Genomic DNA, 21793 nt, shown 5'->3' with positions numbered 1-21793 from the left:
ATCGAGTGAAGGGGATTCTCTCGGAGGACTGTTAGTCACAGGGGCGATGGAATAGATAACGTCGAACCGTCTGGCGAGAGGACAGCTATTCCGGTCGGAGACCGGCGTCGGGGGGAGCGTCCTTTCCCCGGGGCTCGTCGATCGAGGCAGGGCCACGCCGAATTTTCGCGGCCCATTCATCGATCCGGCGAGCCGCGACCAGGTGGCCGAGCCTGCAATAGTCCTCGGCCAGGTCATCCGCGCGGGCGGCGATCATCTCGCCGCCGGATCGTTCGGCGGCGATCTTCAGGTCGGCCAGGGAGCCGTCCACCAGGACGCGGGCCGATTCGAGCCGCCCCTCCTGGATCTCCAGGGCGGCGAGGGCCTCGCGGACATCGCCCCGGTCGACGCGTGCGCGGAGACTCCGGGGATCGGCGGCGAGGATCCGATCCGCCACCGCGATCGCCCGATTGTAGCTCGTTCGCGCCTCGTCGATCTGCCCACGCCGTCGCAGCACGCTGCCGAGCTTCGAGTGGACGTGGATCCGAGAGATCTCCGCGTCCGCGCTCGGGGCCCCGAGCGAATCCAGCGAGTCGACGTGAATGGCCGCCCGGCGGAGTCGAGCCTCCAGCGTCTCGAGCTCGCCGTCGTCGATCGTCCAGGGGTTGGACATGATCGACGCCTCGACCAGGCGCATCCGGAGGTCGGGCCGATGGGGAGCCTCCTTGACGAGCTCCTCGAGCATGGAGATGGCCCGTCGGAAGGCCTGTTCCGCCTCGGCCGGCCTGCCCAGGCTCGCCTGGATGGCACCCACCCGACGATAGGCCCATGCGGCCTCCGCCTTGAGCCCGCTATTCGAGGCGTTCTGCCGCGCGAACCGGTCGTAGAAGGTGAGCACTTCCTCGATCATCGCGCCGTCATTGGGAGATCCGGACGATCCCTGCGAGGACTTACCGACCATCGGCGACGGGGGCGGAGAGCCGAGGGGAGGGTCGGGCGACCGACCGAGGACATCCGTCCGTTCCATCGAGGCTTCCACGTCCTCCGGCGGCATCGGGGGCCGGTGCCGCGCGGCCCGGCCGGGCGGCGGCGGGAGGAGCATGGATCGGACCCGCAGCCTCTCGAAGAGCTTGTCGAGGAGGTCCAGCGAGAGGGTCTCATTCGCCCTGGCCTGCTCGAGGGCCTTGCCCGTGCTCACGTAGCCCGCCCAGCCGATCGCCGAGGCCAGGATCAGGAGCCCCGAGGCGACCCCGACGAGGGGGGATACCAGCGGATTCCTCCGCGCCCAGCGGCGGGCGCGCTCGAACGGCGAGGCCCGCCTGGCGGCGATCGGCAGGTCTTCCAGGAAGTTCGCGAGATCCTCGCCGAGGGCCGCGGCCGATCGGTAGCGATGCTCCGGCTCCTTCGCCGTCGCCTTCAGGACGATCGTCTCCAGGTCCCTGGGGATCGAAGGGTCGAGCTTCCGAGGCCGGACCGGGTGCTCCTCCCGGACCCGCTTCACCAGCTCGCTGGGGCTGAGGTCTCCGAACGGGGGCCGGAGCGTGAGCATCTCGTAGAGCGTGAGGCCCAGGCCGTAGACGTCGGAGCGGGCGTCCGCGAGCCCCCGGAGCCCCTCCGGGGCCAGGTAGCGGAGGGTGCCGACGATGTCCCCCGGGCCGGTCAGGTCGTTCTGGCCGGCCAGCTTGGCCAGGCCGAAGTCGGTGATCCAGACCGTTTGCTGCTGGTCGATGAGGAAGTTCGCCGGCTTGATGTCGCGATGGAGCACGCCCTGCTCGTGGGCATACTGGATCGCCCCGGCGGCCTGCACGCCCATCCTGGCGATGAACCTCCAGCGCTCGGCGCCGGGGGGCGGCCCCTCGCGGGCCCACCTCGCCAGGAGCTCGTCGAGGGCCGTCCCCCGGATGAGCTGCATCACGTAGAAGGGCTGGCCGTCGTGCTCGCCGATGCCGAAGATGGGGACGATGTTGGTGTGGTGGAGCCGCGCGACCGCCTCCGCCTCGCGGCGAAACCGCTTCAGATGGCTGGCCTTGAGATGGATCCGCGGGATGATCTTGAGGGCCACCGGCCGGCCCAGCGACTCCTGCACGGCCTCGTAGACGATCCCCATCCCCCCCTGGCCCAGCTCGCGGACGACCCGGTACTCCCCCAGCCGTGCCGGCGCCGATCGAGTCAGGTCCCCGACCGGCAGGCCCTGCTCGCGCCGCTTGATCCCCTCCATCAGCGCGATCGTGGGGAAGAACCGGCGGATCAGGTCCGCGTGCTCCGGGTGCCTGACGGCGTAGTCCTCGATCGACGGCTCCTCGCCGATGCGACAACGTTCCGCGAACTCGTCGATGAGGAGATTGAACGCGCGCTGCGAGTCCGACGACGGGCCGGGGGCCGAGCTCTCGGAAGACGCTCCCTCCGACGACGAGGGGCCCACGGTCAAGGTGTCGTCGGTCGGCTTCAACCCGAGGGATGCGGGTTTCATCCGGCACCCCCTTCCGGGCCACCCGCCGCTTCGAGGACCTGCCTCAGGCGGTCGAGGGCCCGCAGGTCGCGCTGGCTCGCGGCCGGCGGATTGATGTCCAGCGTCGAGGCGACCTGCTGGTTGGTCCGTTCCTCGGAGCGCCCGAGCGCGAGGATCTCGCGGTCGAAGGGCTCGAGCCGTTCCAGGACCCGGCGGACCCGCTCGATGGCCTCCATCCGCTCGATGGCGAGGCTCGGCGACGTGAGATCGGCCATCCGGGTGGCCTGCTTCTCCGGGCTCGCCTGCACGGAGCGGTATTCCGCCAGCAGGTCCGCGAGCGCGTGCTCATCGCCCGCGCGGACGCCCTCCACGAGAGTCATGATTTCCGCGCACTGGTCGGTCATGCCTCGTCGCTCGCCCCGAAGATGATCCTCGTCCCGGGGAATTGTATCCGGCCGGCCCGTTCCGGGAACAGCATTCAATGCGGCTCGTCGACGACGGGCATGTCGCCGTCGGATGCGGCCTGACTGGCATCCTTCTCGTTCCGCTCGATCTGAGCGATGCCCCGCTCGGCCATCTGGCGGAGCTCCGCATCCGTGTCCCGGGCCGCCGCGCGGAGGGCCGGGAGCACGGCCGGCCCTTCCTCGGTCATCGACAAGAGCAGCCGGGCGGCGAGGACGCGAGAATCGGGATCGCCCGAACGAAGCTCCTCCAGCAGGAAGGGGATCCCGGGCTTCCGCATCTCCGCCAGGGCCGTCATGGCGGCCTCGCTCCGTCCCGGATCGAAGCGGTCTCGGGCTGCGACGGCCAGGATCGGCATCACGGAGGGATCCTGCTCCGCCAGCTTCCGGAGGGAGCTCGCGGCCTCGGACCGGACCAGGGGATTGACGTCATCGAGCGCCCGGATCAGGTGCGGGATCGCCGGCCGTGCCGCCGCGCCGATCTCGCCGAGAGCCCGGGCCGACTGTTTCCGGATCTGGCCGCCATCCACGGCCAGTTCCGGCTCCGGATCGTCTGGTTTGGAGCGAAGACCGACCAGGTCGCCGGGCTCCGCGAGTGTCCGCATGAGCGCGGGGACCGCGGGGGCCGCCTTCGCTTCGAAGCAGCCGAGCGCGTGCGCCGCGTGAAGCCGCACGAGGGGGGCCTCGTCCTGCAGGGTCTCGACCAGCTCTGGAATGGCCGCCTCGGCGCCGTCGAGCGCCCCGAGATCGCACAGGCCGACGCAGGCGGCGACACGCAACTTCGGTGTCGAGGGTTGGACGGACCAGTGGATGGTGTTATCGGACGAATCGGGCGATGAGCCTCCGCCCAGATACCACGTCCCCTTCGGCAGCCGGACCGTTCGCAGGCGGAGCATCCCCCGCAGCCGCTCGATGATGGGCCCGGCCTGAGGCGCGTCCGGCTTGAGGAGACCGCTCGCGAAGGCCGCGGCCCACCGCACCTGGGGATCGGGATCCTCGAGCAGCTCCTTGATCCGGCCCAGGATCTCCCGCTGGTGCCCTCCCCCGGCCAGGGACTCACCGGAGGCCCCGGCCATGTACGCGGCCACTGTCCGAACTTCGGCATCGGCGTCCTGAAGACCCACGGCGAGCGAGGGAGCGGCGACGGAGACCTCGCTCATCAGCCAGTCCGTGCTGGGGAGGCGCAGCCGCGCCTTCCCATGGGCCCCGAGTATGGTCCGGACGATGGCCTTCTGGTCCTGATCCAGTCCCACGAGGCGAACCAGGGCCATCGTCCGACCTTCATCATCCTCCTCGACATCGAGGAGCCGCTCCTCCAGGACCGCGCGCACGAGCGCGGGCTTCAGCTCGCGGATCGGTGTCTTGCCGTCATCTTCCAGGAGATTGTCGCAGCCCAGGAGGAAGCGCCCGATCGATCGACGTCGCGACCAGGGGGTCTTCGGATCTTCGAGCATCGAGCAGAGTGACGGACCTGTCGCGCGGATATGGACCTCGAGGGCGTGGCAAGCGGCCTTCCGGACGCGGGGAATGGGGTTGTCGAGCAGCTCGATCAGTCGGGCGTAGGCTTTCGGCAGCTCGCCCGGCGCGATCGCCTTGATGGAGTCGGTCGCCTGCTGAGGCAGCAGGAACATGGCGGCCGAGTCGTCGCGGACGTCGTCGAGACGTCGAAGGAGGACGGGCACCGCATCCCGGGCGGCCGGCCCGAACTTGCCAATCGCCGACACCGCCGCAATCCGGACGATCGCCGCGGGATCGTCCATGCGTTCCAGGAGCAGGGGGACCGTCCGCGCCGCCTCATCGGGGAGCGCCGTCAACGCATGACAGGCCCCGGCCCGAACCCGCCGATCTGGATCCTCGAGCGCCTTGCGGAGGGCGTCGCCCGCGCCCGCGAACTGTGCGATGGACCGTGCGGGGTAGCTGCCCAGTGACGTCTCTTCCGGCGAGGTGAAGACGATGCCGGCCGGGTCGGCCAGGGCCAGCCTGAATGCGGCGGCCGACCTCGTCTCGGCGTCCGGGTCCGCGAGGGCCGCCATCAGGAGGCCGACCTCCGCGTCATTGGCCGAGATCATCACATCGTTAGCCGCCCTGCGTATCCTGGGGCTGGGGTCGTGCTGGCAGGCCTTCAGGCCCGCGACGAGGGAGGCATCATCCGGCGTGGCCAGGGACCGGATGGCACGCAGTGCCGCGAATCGAACGGAGTCATCCCGATCCTGGATCAGCGAAAGGATCTCCGGCGGCGTGGACAGGCTCATCCGCATCAGGCCCTCGATCGCCGCCGCTCGGACGCGGGGGTCGGAGTCTCGGAGCGCGGCGAGCAGTGCCTCCCGGTGCGCGGGGCTCGGCGGATCGCTCCCCGATGCCATCCTGCCGAGCGCCTTCACCGCACCGAGCCGCAGCCGGGGATCGCGGTTCTTGCTGGCCGGGATCAGCATCGGCACGGCCCCGCGCGCGGGAGCGCCGATCTGATGGAGGGCCTCGGCCGCCTCGGCCCGGCAGCCCGGCTTCACCAGCAGATGCACGAGGGCCGGCACGGCGGCTCGGCCCGCCGGGCCGAATTCACCGATCGCCCTGACGAGGAGGGGACGCTCGCGCGGTTCCGATCGGTCGAGCCGCGCGACGAGCTCGCGCAGGGCCGTGGGGCCGATCGCCGCGATCGCGGCCGGATAGCCCGTCGGCTGCGGGTACTCGGGGTCGCCCTTGAAGTCGAGCGGGATCGGCGGCCTCGGATCATCCGGCGGGACGGGATCGCCCAGGCCTTCCACGAGCGTCGCCAGCGCCGCCGCGGCCCGGAAGCCCATCAGCTCGACGGCCCGGGCCGCGACCCCCCGCACCCTCGGATCGCGATCGCGGAGCGCCATGATGAGCGGCGCGACGGCGTCCGGCCCGCATCGCGCCAGGGCCCAGGCCGTCTGCTCGCGGGCCTCTCGCTCCGGCCTTCGTGCGGCCTCGATCAGGCGGCCGATGGCGCACCTTGCCTCGGGGCCAAGGTCCTGGAGGACCCTGGCGCCGACCACGAAGAGACGCTCATCCGGCTCGTCGAGGAGTGCCAGGGCCGTCGGCAGGGCCGCCGCCCCGGCGCCGGCCAGCAGGTGGACGGCGGGGGCCGAAAGCCCCTTCGGATCCTTGCGGACGGCGGCCGCCACGGCCGGGATGAGCTTCTCCGCCGGAGCCTCGAGTCGCCGGAGTGCGTCCGCGGCGGCAAGGCGGACGGACCGGTCCGGATCCACCAGCCGGGCGAGCATCGCCTCCGAGGCCGCCGAGGCATCCGGCCCGAGCTGACGGATGAGTTTCGCGGTCACCGCCCGGACCCGAGGTTCCGGGTCCGCCAGCACGGGGATCAGGGCGGGGACCAGCGGTATGGCCCGATGCCCGAGCTGGCCAATCTGTCCCAGGCATCGGACCTTCGCGTCGGCGTCACCGTGAGCCAGCCCATCGACCAGCCTCGAGGGATCCGAGCCATCGTCGCTGGGCGCCTGAATCGTCGGTCCGAAAACCAGGGCCATCGCGAGCAGGGTTGTCGTCAAGGCGGAGCCGCTCACGGGATGGATCCTGGTACGGTGATTCGCTCGAGCTCTTCTTCCACGTCCGCGTCGGCGGGCTTCGGGCGTTTGGCGGCGGCCTCGATCTGCTGGATGGAGCTGGTCGCAAGCTGACGAAGGTCGAAGCTCGCGGACTCCGCCAGCTTCTTCAGGTGGGGAAGGGCCGGCCTGGCCATGTCTCCCATCGACCCGAGAGAAGCCGCGGCCGCCGATCGGTCCTTCGGTTCGATCGACGTCAGCTCCTCGATCAGGATCGGGACCGCCGGGCTCCCCATCCCCTCCAGGGCCTTTCGCGCCACGTCGGCGAGGTAGTATCGATAGCGGTCGTGCATCGCACGGGTCAGCGCCGTGGCCGTCGTGGGGTCGTCCGGGGCGACCTTGACGAGGGCCTGGGCGGCCACGTTGCAGATGAGAGGGTCCGGCTCGTCCAGGGCCCGGATCAGGGCGGGCAGGGCGTCGCGGGCCGGCCCGCCGATCTGGCCGAGGGCCTGAATCGCGAGGTGGCGATCGGCCAGCTCGTCGCGGCTCGAACACTCGCTCCGGCGCTCGACCACCGCGAGCAGGGGCGTCACCACCGACCGCGCGACCGGGCCGAAATGGCCCAGGCAGCGGATCACCGTCCAGCGGGCGAATCCGGTTTCCTCCTCCATGGCGGCCACGAGTTCGCGGACCGTCTCCTCGTCGCCCGTCGAAAGGCTTCCCAGGGCCCGGGCCGCGGCGATGCGGAGCCGAGGACCGCGGTCGCCTGCGACGACTCGCGTGGTCGCCATTCCCTGGAACGTGTGCATGTCGAGATACCAGTCTCCGGGACGGAGCCGCGCCGCGCGGTCCCGGAGCATGTCCTTCAGCTTGCGGACTGTCTCGGGGTCGACCGGATCCGGGGGCCTTCCGGGCCGACGCTGCTTCGTTCCCAGCGTGGTGGCGGCGGCCCAGCGAACCTGCTCGTCGGCGTCATCGAGGGCTCGCGTCAGCGCCGCGAGAAGTCGATTCCGGGGCGCGGCGGGATCGTTGCCGACCGGCTCATTCGCGAGGGGGATCCACGAGGCGAACGCCGCGACGGTCCTCACCTGTTGGTCCGGATCATCCATCCCGGCGATGAGTGCGTCGACGTCCTTCGGCAACGCCACGCCGGAGACCGACCGGTCAACAGTCCCCAGTCGGCTTCTGCCGAGGACCTCGAGGGCCAGCCGGCCCTGATGATGGGGATCGGTCGACAACGCCACGGCCAGCTCGAGCGCGGAGCGACGCACCGCCTCGTCGGCCTCGACGTCGAAGGCGATCCGCTCGATAAAGGGTCGAGCCTCCTCGAGACTTGCTCGCCATTGCGACGCCGTATCCGTGGCCCCGGGGCCCTGGACAGGGACAGGGCCGCCTCGCCGAAGAGCGGGGAGCACCTGCCGATGGCTCGACAGGGCCGTGGCGATGGCGGCTCGAAGGGCAAGGCTGGTCTCCGGGAGCGTCAGCCGGTGGCAGAGTCGTTCCAGGGAGACGGAGACCTCCTGGTTGAGCGCCAGGCGTGCGGCCTCGCGGACGACCGGCCGGGGATCGCCCAAGAGCTCGATCAGCCGATCCGTGATTTCGGGCGCCTCCTTGCGCCGGATCGCCCGGATCGAGCGGGCGGCGCTGATCGTGATGAACGGGGCGAATTCCATCCCCCCGGTGGGATCTCCGAGGGCGTCGAGGAGCGCCGGCAGCGCGGCCGTCGCATCGGTCTCGAAGCCGCCCAGGACCTGGGCCGCGGCGTCACGGATCAGGGGAGCCGGATCGACCCTCAGCCGCTGGATCAGGGCGGGCACCGTCTCGGCCGCTTCACCGGGGAGGGCCGTCAGCGCGTGGGCGGCCGCCACGCGAACCCTCCGATCGGGATCCTCGAGCGCGGCCCGGAGGATTCGCCCCGCGCCGGCCGACCTTGCCAGGGCGTTCGGCGGAGCGGCCCCCCGGATGGAACGATCCGGCGCGATCCGGATCGTCTGCTCCCCGTGGACGACGGCCAGGTTGAGGGCCGCCTCGGCTCGGACGTCGGCATCCGGATCGGCCAGCAGGGAAAGCAGCGCCATGGCGATCCCTTCGTAGCCGGTGTCGGCGGGGTTGACCGCGACGGCCGCCGCACGTCGGACGCGGGGGGCGGGATCGCGCATGGCCGAGACGAGCTGGGCTCTCAGGGCCTCATCGTGATTCGGCCGGTTGGCGAGCATCTCGAGGGCGAAGCAGCGGATTTTCGCCTCCGGATCCTGGACCAGGGGGATGAGCTCGGCGAACTGCATCGACGAGATTTGTGCCAGGCTCCAGGCCGCCGCGAACCGCACCCCGGGATCCGCGTCCCGCGCGGCCCCGGTGAGCCCCTTGATGGCATCCCTCACCGCGGGCGTGCCGTTCAGGTTCATCCGGCCGATCGCCCTCGCCGCGCTGCTTCGAAGCTCGGGGTCCCGGTTCTTGAGGAAGGTGATCAGCATCGGTGCCGATCCGTGGGCGGGGAAGCCGATCCATCCGAGGGCCTCCGCCGCCTCGGCCCGGAGGCCGGGTCGGGCCAGCATGCGGACCAGCCCCGGCACGGCGGGCTCCGCCGTCTGGCGGAAGGCGGCGATGGCACGGATGGCCGCGACCCGCTCCTCGCGTCGCGGGTGTTCGAGCCGAGCCACCAGGGCCCTGAGGGCGTCGGGTCCGATGGAGACCAGGGCCGCATGATAGCCGAGGATGGGGTTGGACCCGTCGTCGTCGTCGTCCAGGGACCTCTGGTCCGGCGTGTTCGGATCGTCGCAGGTGCCGGGTTCGACCAGGGCCTCGATGAGGGCGGGGATCCCTTCCGCCGCGCGGAAAGACAGGATCGCCATCGCCCTCGCCGCGGTGCCACGGACTCTCGGATCCGGGTCGCGGAGAGCCTTGACGATGACGGTGAGGCCCGGCCGGCCGACCTTCGCCAGGGCCGCGGCGATCTCCATCCGAACGCCGCGCTCGGCCCCGCGCGCCGCGGCCAGGAGCGGGACCGCGGCCGGCCCCTCACATTCGCCGACACGCTGGAGGATCCGGGCCCCCAGCACGACGCGTTCCGGCTGCCGCGATCCGAGCATTTCGATCGCGGCCGGGACGGCTCGCACGCCGGCGCCGGAAAGGAGCTCTACGGCCAGGGCGTAGAAACCTCCCGGTTGGTCGCTCGCCGCGACGACCGCCGGGACCAGCCTCTCCGGGTCCGAGGGGACCCGGACCAGGGCCCACGCCGCGGCCAGCCTCACCGCCGGCTCCGGATCGGAGAGCTTGCCGATCAGCGTCGCGGCTGCGGTCGTCGCTTCCCGGCCCAGTCCGCCCAGGATCCGCGCCGCCGCGGCCCGGACTCGCGGCTCGCCGTCGCCGAGGGCGTGGATGAGCTCGGGAACGATCGGCACCCCCCGCGATCCCATCCGGCTGATGCGCTGGAGGGCGTCCATCCTGGTCGCGAGGTCGCCGTGTCGGAGCTGCTCGGCGGCGATGACCGTTGCCGTGTCCCGCGTGGGCGGATCGGCTCGCGACGCGACGGTTGCGGCCAGCAGGCCGACGACCGCCGCCGCCAGGGGCCCGGGATGGAGGGTCAACGTGGAGCCTTTCTCGTCAGCGGTCGCCTCAGGCGAAGATCCGCGTGACCGGATTGCCGGCCGCGACAGGAAGAGGACGATTCAGGGTGTCGCGAAATTCGGTCGCGGGATCGATCCCGAGCGCCCAGAACATGGTCGCGGCGATGTCGTCCGGGGTGACGGGGTCGGAGGCGGGGTAGGCGCCGATGCGGTCGCTCGCGCCGTAGATGGCACCCGGGATCGTGCCGCCGCCGGCGAACAGGACCGTGTAGCAGAAGGGCCAGTGGTCGCGGCCGTCCGGGCCGAACTGCTTGGTGTTCGTCACCCGCGGCGAGCGGCCGAACTCGCCCATCCAGACGACCAGCGTCTCGTCGAGCAGGCCGCGGGCGGCGAGGTCCAGGATCAAGGTCGGGACCGTCCGATCCGTGATCGGCAGGAGCCGGTTGCGGAGCTGCTTGAAATTGTCCCCGTGCGTGTCCCAGCCCCCACGGTCGCCGCCGATCGAGGCTGAGTAATAGACCGAGACGAACCGCACCCCCGCCTCCACGAGCCGACGGGCCAGCAGGCAGCTCTGGCCGTAGGTCGTCCGGCCGTAGTCGTCGCGGACCGACTCGGGCTCGAGCGAGAGGTCGAACGCCTGGCGGACCCGCGGCGACCCCAGCATCGTGAGGGCCCGGGTGTAGAAGGCATCGACCCCCTGCGCGGCCGCGGACCACTCGAGCAGGTCGGTCTGCGAGTCGATCAGCTTCTGGAGCCCGCGCCGGTCGTCGAGCCGCTCCAGGCCAAGGTCGGACGGGAGCGTCAGCTCCGGGAGCCTGAAGCTGGGCCGGTTCGGATCCTGGGAGACGAAGAATGGGTCGTACGCCTTGCCCAGGAAGCTCGCATGCTGCCCCGGGGTGACGGAGCCGTCGCGGAGGACGTGCGGGAAGGCGACGAAGCTGGGGACGGCCGGGTCGCCCACGGGGCGGAACCGGGCCACCGTGCTGCCGTACGAAGGATAGAGCTCCTGCGTATCCCGGAGCCGGATGTCATCGATCGGCGGCGCGTGGCCGGTCAGGCTGTAGTAGGTCGCCGAATTGTGGTTCCTCATCTTGTGATGCACGGAGCGGACCTGCGCGAACCGGTCCAGCACGGTCGAGAATCTCGGCAGGTGCTCCGAGATCGTCATCCCCGGCGTGTGAGTGGAGATCGGCCGGAACTCGCCCCGGATCCCCGAGGGGGCGTCCGGCTTCATGTCGAACGTGTCCAGGTGCGACGGCCCGCCGAACTGGTGGAGGAAGATGACGTGCTTCGCCCGGGGTTTGAGCGACGACCCCGCTCCGGGACTCTCCGCCCGCAGCAGGCCGGCGAGGCCCAGGCCCGCCAGGCCCGAGGTCCCCGCTCGCAGCATGGCACGCCGCGAGAGCCGGCCCGACTGGAAATCCGCGCATCCCCGGTTCATGCTCGCCTCCTGGTCCGCCCGGCCCGATGAGGATCAATGCCGGAGCAGGAACTCCTTGCTGTTGAGGATGGCCCAGGCCGCATCTCGCCAGCCTTCCGTCGGGCTGGACGAACTCCGGACATGCTGCAGGATCGCGCGGGACTCGACGACCGTCGGCTTGCGGCAGAGCGCGGCGAGGTAGAGCTCCTCGAGGATCTGGTCGGGTGGCGTCCTCGCATTCAGCAGGCGGCCGATCCGGTTTTCCGGATGAGCGAGCTTCTTCCGAACGGAGGGGCCGTTGATCATCTGGAAGGCCTGGGCGAGCGTGGTGGAATCGGTCCGCTCGCACTCGCAGGTCAGGAGCCGCTCGGGCTTGCCGAAGACCTTCAGGAACGGGTTCTCGGCACCGATCCCCGGCAACTGCACGGCGCGGAGGCGGGCGGGGGCCTCCTTGTAGCGGTCTGGGACGTCCGTCACCTGGCTGATCGCGTCGAGCAGGACCTCCGCGGGCAGGAGCCGGACCGATGCGTGGGCATGGGTCGACGGATCGTCGTCCTCCCCGCCGACGGGGCGGCCGTCGAGCTGATAGGCATGCGAGCTCATGATCAGGACCACGAGCGGCCGGAGCCTCATCCCGCGGGCGATGAGCTCGTCCGTGAGCGCCTCGAGCAGCTCCGGATTGGACGGCGGATTCGAGGCCCGGAAGTCGTCCACGGGCTCCACCAGGCCCCGCCCCATCAGGTGGAACCAGACCCGGTTGGCCAGGTTGCGGGCGAACTGGCGATTCCCCCGCGTGAGCCAGTCCGCGAGCTCGTCGAGCGCCCTGGAGCCGTCCCCCGAGGCGAGCGCCGGCCCGCCCGGCGGCCGGGGCGCGAGCCTTTCCCGGGTCCGGGGCTGGAGCATGGAGGCGGGGCCGGACGTGAAGATGATCTCGTCGCCGTTGATCTCATGGCTGTCCAGCTTGTCCGATCGGGCGTTGCTCGGCTCCTTGCGGCGGACGTTCGAAAAGCAGGCCGCCAGGCCGTAGTAGTCGTCCTGGGTCCAGTCGTCGAAGGGATGATTGTGGCAGCGTGCACACTGGAGGCGGATGCCCAGGAAGACCTGCGCGACGCTCTCCGCCGCGGTCGTCGGGTCGCGATTGGTCCGGTGGAAGCTGGCCGGGGGATTGCTCCAGGTGGAGCCCCGCCCGGCGACGATGCGGCGGGCGATCTCGTCGAGCGGGACGTCGGCCGCGATCGCGTCTCGAAGCCAGCGCTGGAAGACCCAGACCCCCTTGTCGCCCATCGTCTTCTCTTCGTTGCGGAGCAGGTCCGCCCACTTGAGGGCCCAGAAGTCGGCGAACTCGGGCCGTGCGACCAGCGCCTCCACGAGCCTTGTCCGCTTGCCGGCATCGGTGTCGGCCAGGAAGGCGCGGGCCTCGTCGGGCGAGGGGAGGCGTCCGGTCGCGTCCAGGTAGGACCGCCGCAGGAACGCATGATCCGCGGCCGGCGGCGAGGGGTTGACTCGCAACGACCTCAGACGGGCGAACACCTGCTCATCCACCACGTTGACCGGCGGCGGGCCGTGCCAGTCGAACGACGGCCGGTCCGGCAGGAACGTCAGCCGGCTGACGCCGCGCCCCTTCAGGTAGCGGACCGCCACGGCGACCTCTCCGAGCCTTCGGGCCCGGACCAGGCCCGACACCGAGACCTCCGCCACCGTCGGGTCGCTGAGGTCGAAGGCACACTGCCGGGTGACGTCGCGCGAGGAGCCGTCCTCGAAGGCGGCCACCACCCGGAGCTGGACGGACCGGACCGGATCCGTGACGATTTGCACCGCGGGCTCCACCGCGATCGACCGCAGCCGAGGTGCCGTGGCGAGATCATCGGCGGCCCCGCCGGCGATCCAGGCGCGGAGGGCCTTCGCCTCCGGCGACGACGCGGCGAAGCGGATCCCGCCCTCGTGCGGGACCTGCCCGGTCGGCTTGAGCACGATGAGGCTGGAATCGGGTTGCTCCGCGCAGATCCGACGACCGAACGACTCCCGCGTCAGCACCCGAAGGTCGAACGCCGGGTCATCGCCCCGCAGGCTGAGCTTGAAGCCCCCCTTGCCGCTGGCGTTGCCGTGGCAGGCCCCCATGTTGCATCCGGCCGACGAGAGGAGCGGGACGATGTCGTTCCGGTAGCTGACCCCGGGCGCATCGGCATCCGCGGCGGAGGCGGTCGAAGCCAGGAGCAGCAGGATCGTCGACGTCACGTGTTGCCCCCGGGGAGCGGTCGCCTCGAATCCATCGGTAGGATGTGTGACTGATGTTTAACTTACGTCTCCGGGAGAACTCGCGTCAAGCCGGCGAGCGGGAGGGGCTTCGGAAAGGGGCGAGGGGCGAGGGGCGAAGAGGAGAAGACAGGATGGGCGTCCGACGGACTGAACTGTCAGCCATTCTCCCCGGTCCCTTTCTCCTCGTCCCTCGTCCCTCGCCCCTTTCCGAAGCCCCTCGCCCCCTTTTTCTGAAGTCGCCCCTTGCAAGTCTCCGACAATTGTGGTGAGATGACCCTGGCACAAATGTCGTAGACGGTGAGCGACGCACCATCGGGTGCGTCGCGGTCCGTCGGTCGGGCGGGGAGACGGGCGGATGTCTCAGGCGGAGGACGGGGCGAGGTCGGCGGGGTCACTCACGTTGGGGGAGCTGGCGGCGCTCAATGAGGAGATCGTGGCGCTGGTGAAGGCTGGCTTGCCGCTGGACCAGGGGCTGGCCCGGATTGGCGACGATCTCCGCGGCGGCCTGAAGCGGATCGCGGAATCCCTGGCGGTGCGGCTGGGGCGGGGTGAGGACCTGCACCAGGCGCTCGAGGCCGAGAGCGCGGCGGCCCCGCCGTTGTACCGGGCGGTGGTGGAGGCGGGGGCGAAATCCGGCAACCTCGCCTCGGCCCTGGAGGGGCTGGCCCGTTACATCCGGGGTTACGCCGAGGCCCGCGAAACGATCGGCCTGGCCCTCTGGTATCCGCTGGTGGTGCTGTCCCTGGCCTATCTCCTCTTCCTGGGGATGGTGACCCTGGTCATACCGCGGTTCGTGGAGGCCTGCGAGTCGCTCGGGGTGGAGGTGGTTTCGCCGGTCCGATGGCTGGCGGCCGTCGGCACGCACGCCTGGCTCTGGTGGCCGATCTGGCCGCTGGCGCTCGTGGCCCTCTTCGTCGCCTGGCGGCGATCGGGAGGGGCGGCGGCCTTTCGGGGGCCGGGTCGAACCGTGCTACGTTTCGTCCCCTGGATGAGCGAGTTGAGTGAGGATTACGAATCGGCCGGCTTCGCGGAGCTGCTGGCCCTGCTGCTGGAGCACGGCGTGGGCTACCCCCAGGCGGCTCGGCTGGCCGGGGAGGCGTCCGGCAATCCGACATTGGCCGCCGGGGCCAGGGAGCTTGCCGAGGCCGTCGAGCGAGGGGAATCGCCGCGGGCCGTCTTGAAGGACTCCTCGCCCGGTGCCTTCCGGCCGCTGCTCCGCTGGACTCTCGCGGCCGGGGAGGAGCAGGGATCGCTCGTGAAGGCGCTGCGAAACCTGGCCCCCATGTATCGCAAGCGAGGCGCCTACCAGGCCGAGAAGCTGAGGATCGTCCTCCCGACGGTCCTGATGGTGGTGCTGGGGGGGACGGCGACGGCGCTCTATGGACTGAGCCTGTTCGTGCCCCTCTCGACCATGCTCCGGGGGATTGCGATCCCCTGATCGCGGCCGATCGCGCGGGCGAGCGAACGGTCAGAACCAGTCGTTCGGGAAGGCGAGGCAGAGATGGCGGGCGGTTCCGATCACTCCGGAGGACGTGGCGAGCTCTCGGCCGAGGAAGCGGCCCGGATGACCGATCAGCTCGCCGGCCTGACCGGGGCGGGCTTGCCGCTCGGCCCGGGGCTCGCCGCGCTCGGCGAGGAGCTTCCGGCGGGCCGCCTGCGTACCTCGCTGCTGGAGCTGGGGCAGGCGCTGGAGGCCGGCATACCGCTCGACGAGGCGATGGAGCGGCAGAAGGGCCGGATCCCCGCGCACCTCCGAGGGATCGTCCTGGGGGGCCTGAAGTCGGGCCGGTTGGGAGACGTGCTCGGCCGGTTCACGGGCTACGTGAGCGTCGGGACCGATCTCCGTCGCCGACTCTGGCTGGGGATGGCCTACCCGATCTTCACCATCGCGCTGACGATCCTGATCCTGGTCGTCGCCGACACCTTCGTCGTCGCCATGTTCGAGGCGATCTTCAGGGACTTCGGCGTCTCCCTGCCGGGGATCACGATCCTGCTGATCAACGTCTCCCACGGGATCCGCGCCGTCTGGCCCGGGCTGGCGATCGTCGGCCTGGCCTTCCTGGTCGTCTGGTTGTCGGGCAAGCTGATCGCGGGTAGCCCCGCGTTCCGAGGCGCGATGGCGAAGGTCCCGGTCCTGGGTTCGGTCTGGAAGTACACCGGTTGGGCCGAGTTCTGCCACCTGCTGGCCCTCCTGCTCGAGAGCCGGCTCCCCATGCCCCAGGCCCTGCGATTGACGGGTGAAGGGGTGGAGAACTCCAGCCTGGCCCACGCGGCCGAGTCGATGGCCCGGGGGGTCGAGAACGGCCAGCCGCTCTACTCGACGATGGCGCGCCAGCCGGACCTGCCGCGCAACCTGCCCCGCCTGATCCGCTGGGCCGACGATCACAACACGACCGCGGAGATCCTCCACACGGCCGGCGAGATGTACGAGGCGAGGGCCCGGACCCAGGCGTCGTTCGCGGGGACCGTGATGGCCGTCCTGGCGGCGCTCTTCGTCTTCATGGGCGTCGCGGTGGGGGTCGTCGGGCTCTTCCTGCCCCTGATCATGCTGATCACCAGGTTGTCCGGCTGAGGGAAGGTCGAGGCCCGTCGAGGGACAGATCCGGGGAGCGATCCATGAGCGGCGAGGGTGTCTGGGAGGTCGACGACGAGCCGGAGCGGCAGGGGACACCCGCGTCTCCCGCGCCGAACAAGCCATCCCGGGGATGGTCCGGGGAGGAGCTGGACCTCTCGCTCGCGCCCCCGCCGCGGCCTTCGATGCGGCTCTGGCAGATGATGGTGCTGGTCCTGGTGGTCGCGGTCGGGATGGCCGTCGCCCTCGCCGTCGGTTGGAGCGCGGTCTTCGCGGGGATCCTCTTCCTGCTCGCCGCCGCGATCGCGATGGGCGTGGTGGCCTCGAAGCGGATGTCGACCCAGCAGGACGCGCTGCTCTCCATCATCGCGATCGCCGCCGAGCGCGGCATGCCGCTGCCGGTGACGATCGCGGCCTTCGCCGACCAGTACTCGGGACGGGGACGCCGAAGCCTCCTCGAGCTGGCGGCGAACCTCCACGCGGGCGAGCCCCTGTCCCGGGCGCTGGAAGCCTCGCCGCGGCTGGTCTCGAAGGATGCGGTGCTGCTCGCCTACGTGGGAGAGCGGACGGGGAAGCTGCCGGAGGCCCTGCGGATGGCGGCCGCCTCCCGGGCGGCTCGGATGCCCGTCTGGGGGGCGATCGTCAGCCGCCTCACGTACTTCCTGGCCATGGCGCTGGGGATCGAGGCGATCACCGGATTCATCATGTTCTCAATCGTCCCCAAGATGGAGATGATCTTCAAGGACTTCGGCGTGCCGCTGCCGCAACTGACGGTCTTCGTCATCGAGGCCAGTCATTTCGTCATCAAGTATTTCTACCTATTTTCGCCCCTGATCCTCGCCAACATCCTGCTGCTGATCTATCTGCCGTACTCGTTCACCGGGTGGTGGAACTACGACGTCCCGTTCTTCGATCGCTTCTTCAGGCGGAGGCATTCGGCCTTGATCCTCCGATCGCTCTCGCTGGCGGTCGGTTCCAGGCTGTCGATCGAGTCGGCCTTGCGGACGCTCGAGGAACACTACCCGACCTGGTGGGTACGGCGTCAGCTCGCCGCGGCCGAGTATGAGGTCCAGCACGGCGGGCCCTGGATCGACGCCCTCCAGTCCCGAGGCCTCCTGAAGGCGGGCGATGCGGAGCTGCTGCGATCGGCCACCCGGCTCGGGAACCTGGAATGGGCCATGAAGGAGGCGGCCGACGGCGGCGAACGGCGGCTGGCTGGCCGGCTCCAGGTCCTGATCCAGATGATCTTCCCCCTGATGGTCCTGCTGCTCGGGTTCGTCGTCTTCGTCGTCGCCGCGGCGTTCTTCCTCCCCCTCGTCACCCTGATCTCGAGGATCGCCGACACATGATTATGCGAAGAGGACGATCGGGTCCGCGCGGGGCGTCGGGCGGCGGCCGGATGCGGCCGGCGTTCATCCTGGCCGAGCTCGCCATGTCGGCCGCGATGTTCATGATCGCCATGTTCCTCATCGTCAAGGTGATGGGCTGGGTCGCCGCGGAACGCCGGGGCGCGGAGCGACGGGAATGGGCGGTCCAGGAAGCGTCCAACCTGCTCGAGACGTTCACGGCGCGGCCCTTCGAATCGGTCACCTCGGAGGCCGCCTCGAGGGTCGCGCTCTCGACGCACGCCCGGGGAGTCCTCCCCGGTGCCGAGCTGAAGGCGGAGGTGGTCGCGGACGGGGCCGCGGGGGGACCGGGATCGAAGCGGGTCTCGCTGGTCCTGCGCTGGCGGGACCGTTCCGGCGGTTGGGCCGCGCCGGTCCGGCTGACAACCTGGCTCTTCGCCGGGAGGCCGCGGCCATGATGGTTCGAAGTTTCACTCACGGGTCACTACGGAGGCGAGGCATCACGATCATCGAGATGATGGTCATGATGAGCGGCCTGGCCGCGATGCTCGGCATGTGCGCCATGATGCTCCAGCTCCTGCTACGGCTCGACGCCGACGGCCGGACGCGGATCGACGGGGCCGTCGCCCTGGCTCGGCTCGCCGAGCAGTTCCGGAACGATGCCCATGCGGCGGCCTCCGCCTCGCTGGTGGAGAAGGAGCCCGGCCTGAGGCTCGTGCTCGGGCCGGAGCACGAGGTCCTTTACGACTGCACCAGGGACGCTCGACTTGGCCGGGTCGAGCGGCTCAAGGGTGCCGTGGTTCGCCGCGAGACCTATCCGCTATCGGCCCGGTCGCGAGTCAGGCCGGAGGTCCGCGAGGACGGCCCATACCGCTTTGCCGTGCTGGCGGTGGATCGGCGGACGCCGGACGAGTCGTCGAGCTCGCCCCGGCTCTTCGAGGTCGTCGCCCAGATCGGCAGGAACAGCACGAAGGCCGGGGCGACATCGAGCCCGCCGGCGGGGGGAGGCACGCGATGACGTTCACAACCATCAGGTCGGCCCGGCGCGGCATGGCGGCGGTGGCGGTGCTCGTGTGCCTCGTCGTGCTGACGATGATCTCCGGGGCCCTGCTGCGGCTGGGGGTCGTCCGGCGAGACGGCCTGCTCGTCCACGAGCGCGAGGCCCAGTCGCAGTGGCTGGCGCAGGCGGGCCTCGAACGGGGCCTCGCCCGGCTGGCCTCGAACGCGAGCTACGCGGGCGAGACGTGGACGCTCTCCCGGGCGGACCTTGGCCTGGGCGGCACCGCACGGGAAGGCCGGGCCGACGACCCGGCCGCCGTGATCGTGATCAAGGTCGAGCAGGACGGTGCGTCACGTCACCTGGTGATCCACGCAGACTACCCCCCGGAGGCCCCGCGGCGGGCCCGGTCGTCCCTTCAGGTTGAGCTCGAGCCCGGCTCGGTCAAGACAGGAGCTTCGCGATGATTTGCAGACATCCCCTGACGGCCCGCCGCGGCGGGTTCACCCTGATCGAGCTGCTGGTCGTGATCGCCATCATCGCGGTGCTGATCGCGCTCCTGCTGCCGGCGGTCCAGTCGGCCCGCGAGGCGGCCCGGCGGGCGCAATGCGTCAACAACCTCATGCAGCTCGGGCTGGCGCTCCAGAACTACGAATCCTCGCACGAGTGCCTGCCGCCCGGCGTCATCGCCGCGAGCGGGCCGGTGCTCGACGTCCCCAAGGGGTACGGGTTCGGCTGGATGGCCCAGGTCCTCCCGTACTTCGAGCAGAAGAACGTCTACAACCACCTGAACTTCCGCGTCGACCTGTATGAATCCGTGAACCTGACCTCCCGGACCCACCTGATCCGCAGCTTCCTCTGCCCGTCCGACGGCGGCCCGTCGCGCGACAAGGACCGCGTCGCCATGACGAGCTACGCGGGCGTCCATCACGACGTCGAGGCTCCGATCGCGGCGGACAATCACGGCGTCCTCTTCCTCAACAGCCACGTGACCTACGAGGGCATCACCGACGGCAGCTCGTCCACGCTCTTCGTCGGGGAGAAGCTGAACGACGGGCTGGACCTGGGCTGGGCGTCCGGCACGAGGTCCAGCCTGAGGAACACGGGGCTGGTCCCGAATCGGATGCTCTCGCCGGGGCGGACCGTGCCGACTCCTGCCGGCAATCTCACGGCCGAGGAGGAGGCGGGGCTGGCCAACGTGGGCAAGCCCGATTTCGTGGGCGGGTTCGCGAGCCGGCACCCGGGCGGGGCGAACTTCGCGTTCGGCGACGGGTCGGTCCGGTTCATCAAGTCGAGCATCGCCACCAACGTGTTCGGGCTGCTGGCGAACCGGGCGGACGGCGAGGTGATCGACTCCGACAGGTACTGAGCAACGGGCGCAAGATCCCCGCGACGAGGGAGCACGACTCATGCGACGGTCCCGGGCGTTCACGCTGGTGGAGATCCTGGTCGTGATCGCGATCATCTCCTTCCTGGTGATGATCATGATCCCCGCGTTCCTGGCCGGGGCCGGATCGGCCAGGCGGATCCAGTGCATCAACAACCTCAAGCAGGTCTCGCTCGCGCTCCTGAACTACGAGACCGTCCGGGGCGCCCTGCCCGCCGGCTGCTGGGCGGATTCGCGGCCCGTAAAGAACTCCCGCGAGGGCTACCAGTTGAGCTGGGTCGCGTCGATCCTGCCCAGCATGGAACAAGCGCATATCTACAGTACGATCAACTTCCGTCTCGGGGCGGATTCCGCGGCCAACTCGACGGCCTTCGTGACCCGGATCAACACGCTCCTCTGCCCGTCCGGGGCCCGGGACCTGGGCGATGCCCCCACGGGTTGGTTCCTGCGTCGGACCAATCGTCTCAACCCGGGCCCGACCGGCAAGACCTCGCCCGGCCCCGGGCTCACCCTGTACGCCGCCTGTCACCACGACGTCGAGGCGCCGATCGACGTCGACAATCGCGGCGTGATGTACCTGAACAGCCGGGTTCGCTTCATCGACGTGACCGACGGGCTCTCCTCCACGATCCTCCTGGGAGAGGTCCAGAAAGCGAGCCCGCTCGGTTGGGCAACCGGCACTCGTGCCACCCTGCGAAACACGGGCCACCCGCTGAACGAGGAGGGGGCCGCCGATGCGGACGGGAAGCCGGCCGTCTCGCCCGAGTTCGTCGGCGGATTCGGCAGCTTCCACCAGGGAGACGGCGCCAACTTCGGGTTCTGCGACGGCTCGGTGCGGTTCATCAAGCGGACCGTCGCTCGGGCCGTGTATGAGCACCTGGGGAACCGCCAGGACGGCGAGCCCCTGGACGAATCGGACTACTGAAAGGGCCTGTCCATGCGTTGCGAAGGGCGAACCCGGAGGGACGGGGCGGGCTTCACGCTGGTGGAGCTGCTGACGGTCATCAGCATCATCGCCATCCTGATCGCGCTCCTGCTGCCGGCCATCCAGTCGTCCCGCGAGACGGCGCGGAGGCTGCAATGCTCCAAGAACCTGATGCAAATCGGTATCGCCCTTTCGAACTACGCGTCCGCGCATCGGGTCTTCCCGCCGGGAGTGGTCAACGAGAAGGGGCCGATCTCGAATGTCCCCGAGGGGTATCACATGGGCTGGGCGGTCCAGGTCTTGCCGCAACTGGAGAAATCAGCCGTCTTCCGCGCGTTCGACTTCGCGGAGGGTGTGTACGCGGAGGCGAATCTCACGGCCCGCAGCCACAGCCTGGAGAGCTTCCTCTGTCCGTCCAACGCCTGGCCAACCCAGATGAACTATGCGGCCTGCCATCACGACCAGGAGGCGCCGATCGACGCGGACAATCACGGTGTCTTCTACCTGAATAGCAAGGTCGGCTTCCGGGACCTGTCGGACGGGCCCGGCTGTACGATCCTCGTGGGCGAGATCGTCGGCGAGCAGTCGCCCATGGGGTGGGCCGTCGGCACGTCCTCCACCCTGCGGAACACGGGCACGCCGATCAATGCCGCGAGCGCCCGCAATCCGTCGCTGACCCGATCCGGCAGCCCCGGCCGGCTCACGCCGGAAGAGGTCAAGGACCTGATCGCGACGGGGGCTCTTGACGAAAAGTCGGTCGGGGGCTTCTCGAGTCATCACGGCGGCGGGGCGAACTTCCTCTTCGGCGACGGCTCGGTCCGGTTCCTCGACGAGCGGATCGACGAGGGCCTCTATCGGTCGCTCGGCCACCGGAACGACGGCAATCTGATCAGCGACGACGCGTTCTGAAGCGGACC

The 21793-nt window shown here is 70.2% G+C and carries 15 protein-coding genes; 9 read left to right on the top strand and 6 right to left on the bottom strand.

The window, feature by feature from the left end; translation table 11 throughout:
- Positions 1-85: 85 nt before the first annotated feature.
- The 6 genes from G6O54_RS19995 to G6O54_RS19970 form a co-directional block, all read right to left on the bottom strand.
- Entirely contained in the window at positions 86-2449 is a 2364-nt protein-coding gene (locus tag G6O54_RS19995; RefSeq protein WP_165227433.1) for a serine/threonine-protein kinase, read from the bottom strand.
- Positions 2446-2832 carry a sigma-70 RNA polymerase sigma factor region 4 domain-containing protein gene (locus tag G6O54_RS19990; RefSeq protein ID WP_165227432.1) on the bottom strand — a complete coding sequence of 129 codons (387 nt, stop codon included), beginning with the start codon at positions 2830-2832 and terminating at the stop codon, positions 2446-2448. The genes G6O54_RS19995 and G6O54_RS19990 overlap by 4 nt, the downstream gene beginning before the upstream one ends.
- 74 nt (positions 2833-2906) lie before the next feature.
- Positions 2907-6428 carry a HEAT repeat domain-containing protein gene (locus tag G6O54_RS19985; protein ID WP_165227431.1) on the bottom strand — a complete coding sequence of 1174 codons (3522 nt, stop codon included), beginning with the start codon at positions 6426-6428 and terminating at the stop codon, positions 2907-2909.
- Complete coding sequence (locus G6O54_RS19980) at positions 6425-9994, bottom strand: HEAT repeat domain-containing protein (RefSeq protein ID WP_165227430.1); 3570 nt, start codon at positions 9992-9994, stop codon at positions 6425-6427. The genes G6O54_RS19985 and G6O54_RS19980 overlap by 4 nt, the downstream gene beginning before the upstream one ends.
- Before the next feature lie 28 nt (positions 9995-10022).
- Positions 10023-11414, bottom strand: coding sequence for a DUF1501 domain-containing protein (locus G6O54_RS19975; protein WP_165227429.1), 1392 nt, complete (start codon positions 11412-11414; stop codon positions 10023-10025).
- Positions 11415-11447: 33 nt separating this feature from the next.
- Positions 11448-13628 (bottom strand): DUF1549 and DUF1553 domain-containing protein, encoded by a 2181-nt coding sequence (locus G6O54_RS19970; protein ID WP_250846991.1) that lies wholly within the window; start codon positions 13626-13628, stop codon positions 11448-11450.
- Between the two features lie 376 nt (positions 13629-14004).
- Between G6O54_RS19970 and G6O54_RS19965 the strand changes: the two genes are divergently transcribed.
- From G6O54_RS19965 to G6O54_RS19925, 9 genes are all read left to right on the top strand, one after another.
- On the top strand, positions 14005-15087 hold the full coding sequence (locus tag G6O54_RS19965) for a type II secretion system F family protein (protein WP_165227428.1): 1083 nt from the start codon (positions 14005-14007) through the stop codon (positions 15085-15087).
- 63 nt (positions 15088-15150) lie between these two features.
- The gene (locus G6O54_RS19960) at positions 15151-16221 is read left to right on the top strand and encodes a type II secretion system F family protein (protein WP_165227427.1); all 1071 of its coding nucleotides are present in this window, start codon (positions 15151-15153) and stop codon (positions 16219-16221) included.
- A 44-nt stretch (positions 16222-16265) separates the two neighbouring features.
- Positions 16266-17570, top strand: a complete 1305-nt coding sequence (locus G6O54_RS19955; protein WP_165227426.1) for a type II secretion system F family protein — start codon at positions 16266-16268, stop codon at positions 17568-17570.
- Positions 17567-18025, top strand: coding sequence for a hypothetical protein (locus tag G6O54_RS19950; protein WP_250846990.1), 459 nt, complete (start codon positions 17567-17569; stop codon positions 18023-18025). The genes G6O54_RS19955 and G6O54_RS19950 overlap by 4 nt, the downstream gene beginning before the upstream one ends.
- Positions 18022-18585 (top strand): hypothetical protein, encoded by a 564-nt coding sequence (locus G6O54_RS19945; RefSeq protein ID WP_165227425.1) that lies wholly within the window; start codon positions 18022-18024, stop codon positions 18583-18585. Before G6O54_RS19950 ends, G6O54_RS19945 begins: the two co-directional genes overlap by 4 nt.
- Positions 18582-19031, top strand: coding sequence for a hypothetical protein (locus G6O54_RS19940; protein ID WP_165227424.1), 450 nt, complete (start codon positions 18582-18584; stop codon positions 19029-19031). The genes G6O54_RS19945 and G6O54_RS19940 overlap by 4 nt, the downstream gene beginning before the upstream one ends.
- Positions 19028-19933 carry a DUF1559 domain-containing protein gene (locus tag G6O54_RS19935; protein WP_165227423.1) on the top strand — a complete coding sequence of 302 codons (906 nt, stop codon included), beginning with the start codon at positions 19028-19030 and terminating at the stop codon, positions 19931-19933. The genes G6O54_RS19940 and G6O54_RS19935 overlap by 4 nt, the downstream gene beginning before the upstream one ends.
- A 40-nt stretch (positions 19934-19973) precedes the next feature.
- Complete coding sequence (locus tag G6O54_RS19930) at positions 19974-20876, top strand: DUF1559 domain-containing protein (RefSeq protein ID WP_165227422.1); 903 nt, start codon at positions 19974-19976, stop codon at positions 20874-20876.
- A 12-nt stretch (positions 20877-20888) separates the two neighbouring features.
- On the top strand, positions 20889-21785 hold the full coding sequence (locus tag G6O54_RS19925; protein ID WP_165227421.1) for a DUF1559 domain-containing protein: 897 nt from the start codon (positions 20889-20891) through the stop codon (positions 21783-21785).
- Positions 21786-21793: the final 8 nt, after the last annotated feature.

Origin of the sequence: Aquisphaera insulae (assembly GCF_011064615.1) — a bacterium.
GTDB classification, from domain to species: domain Bacteria; phylum Planctomycetota; class Planctomycetia; order Isosphaerales; family Isosphaeraceae; genus Aquisphaera; species Aquisphaera insulae.
This window is presented reverse-complemented; position numbering and strand designations above follow the sequence as displayed.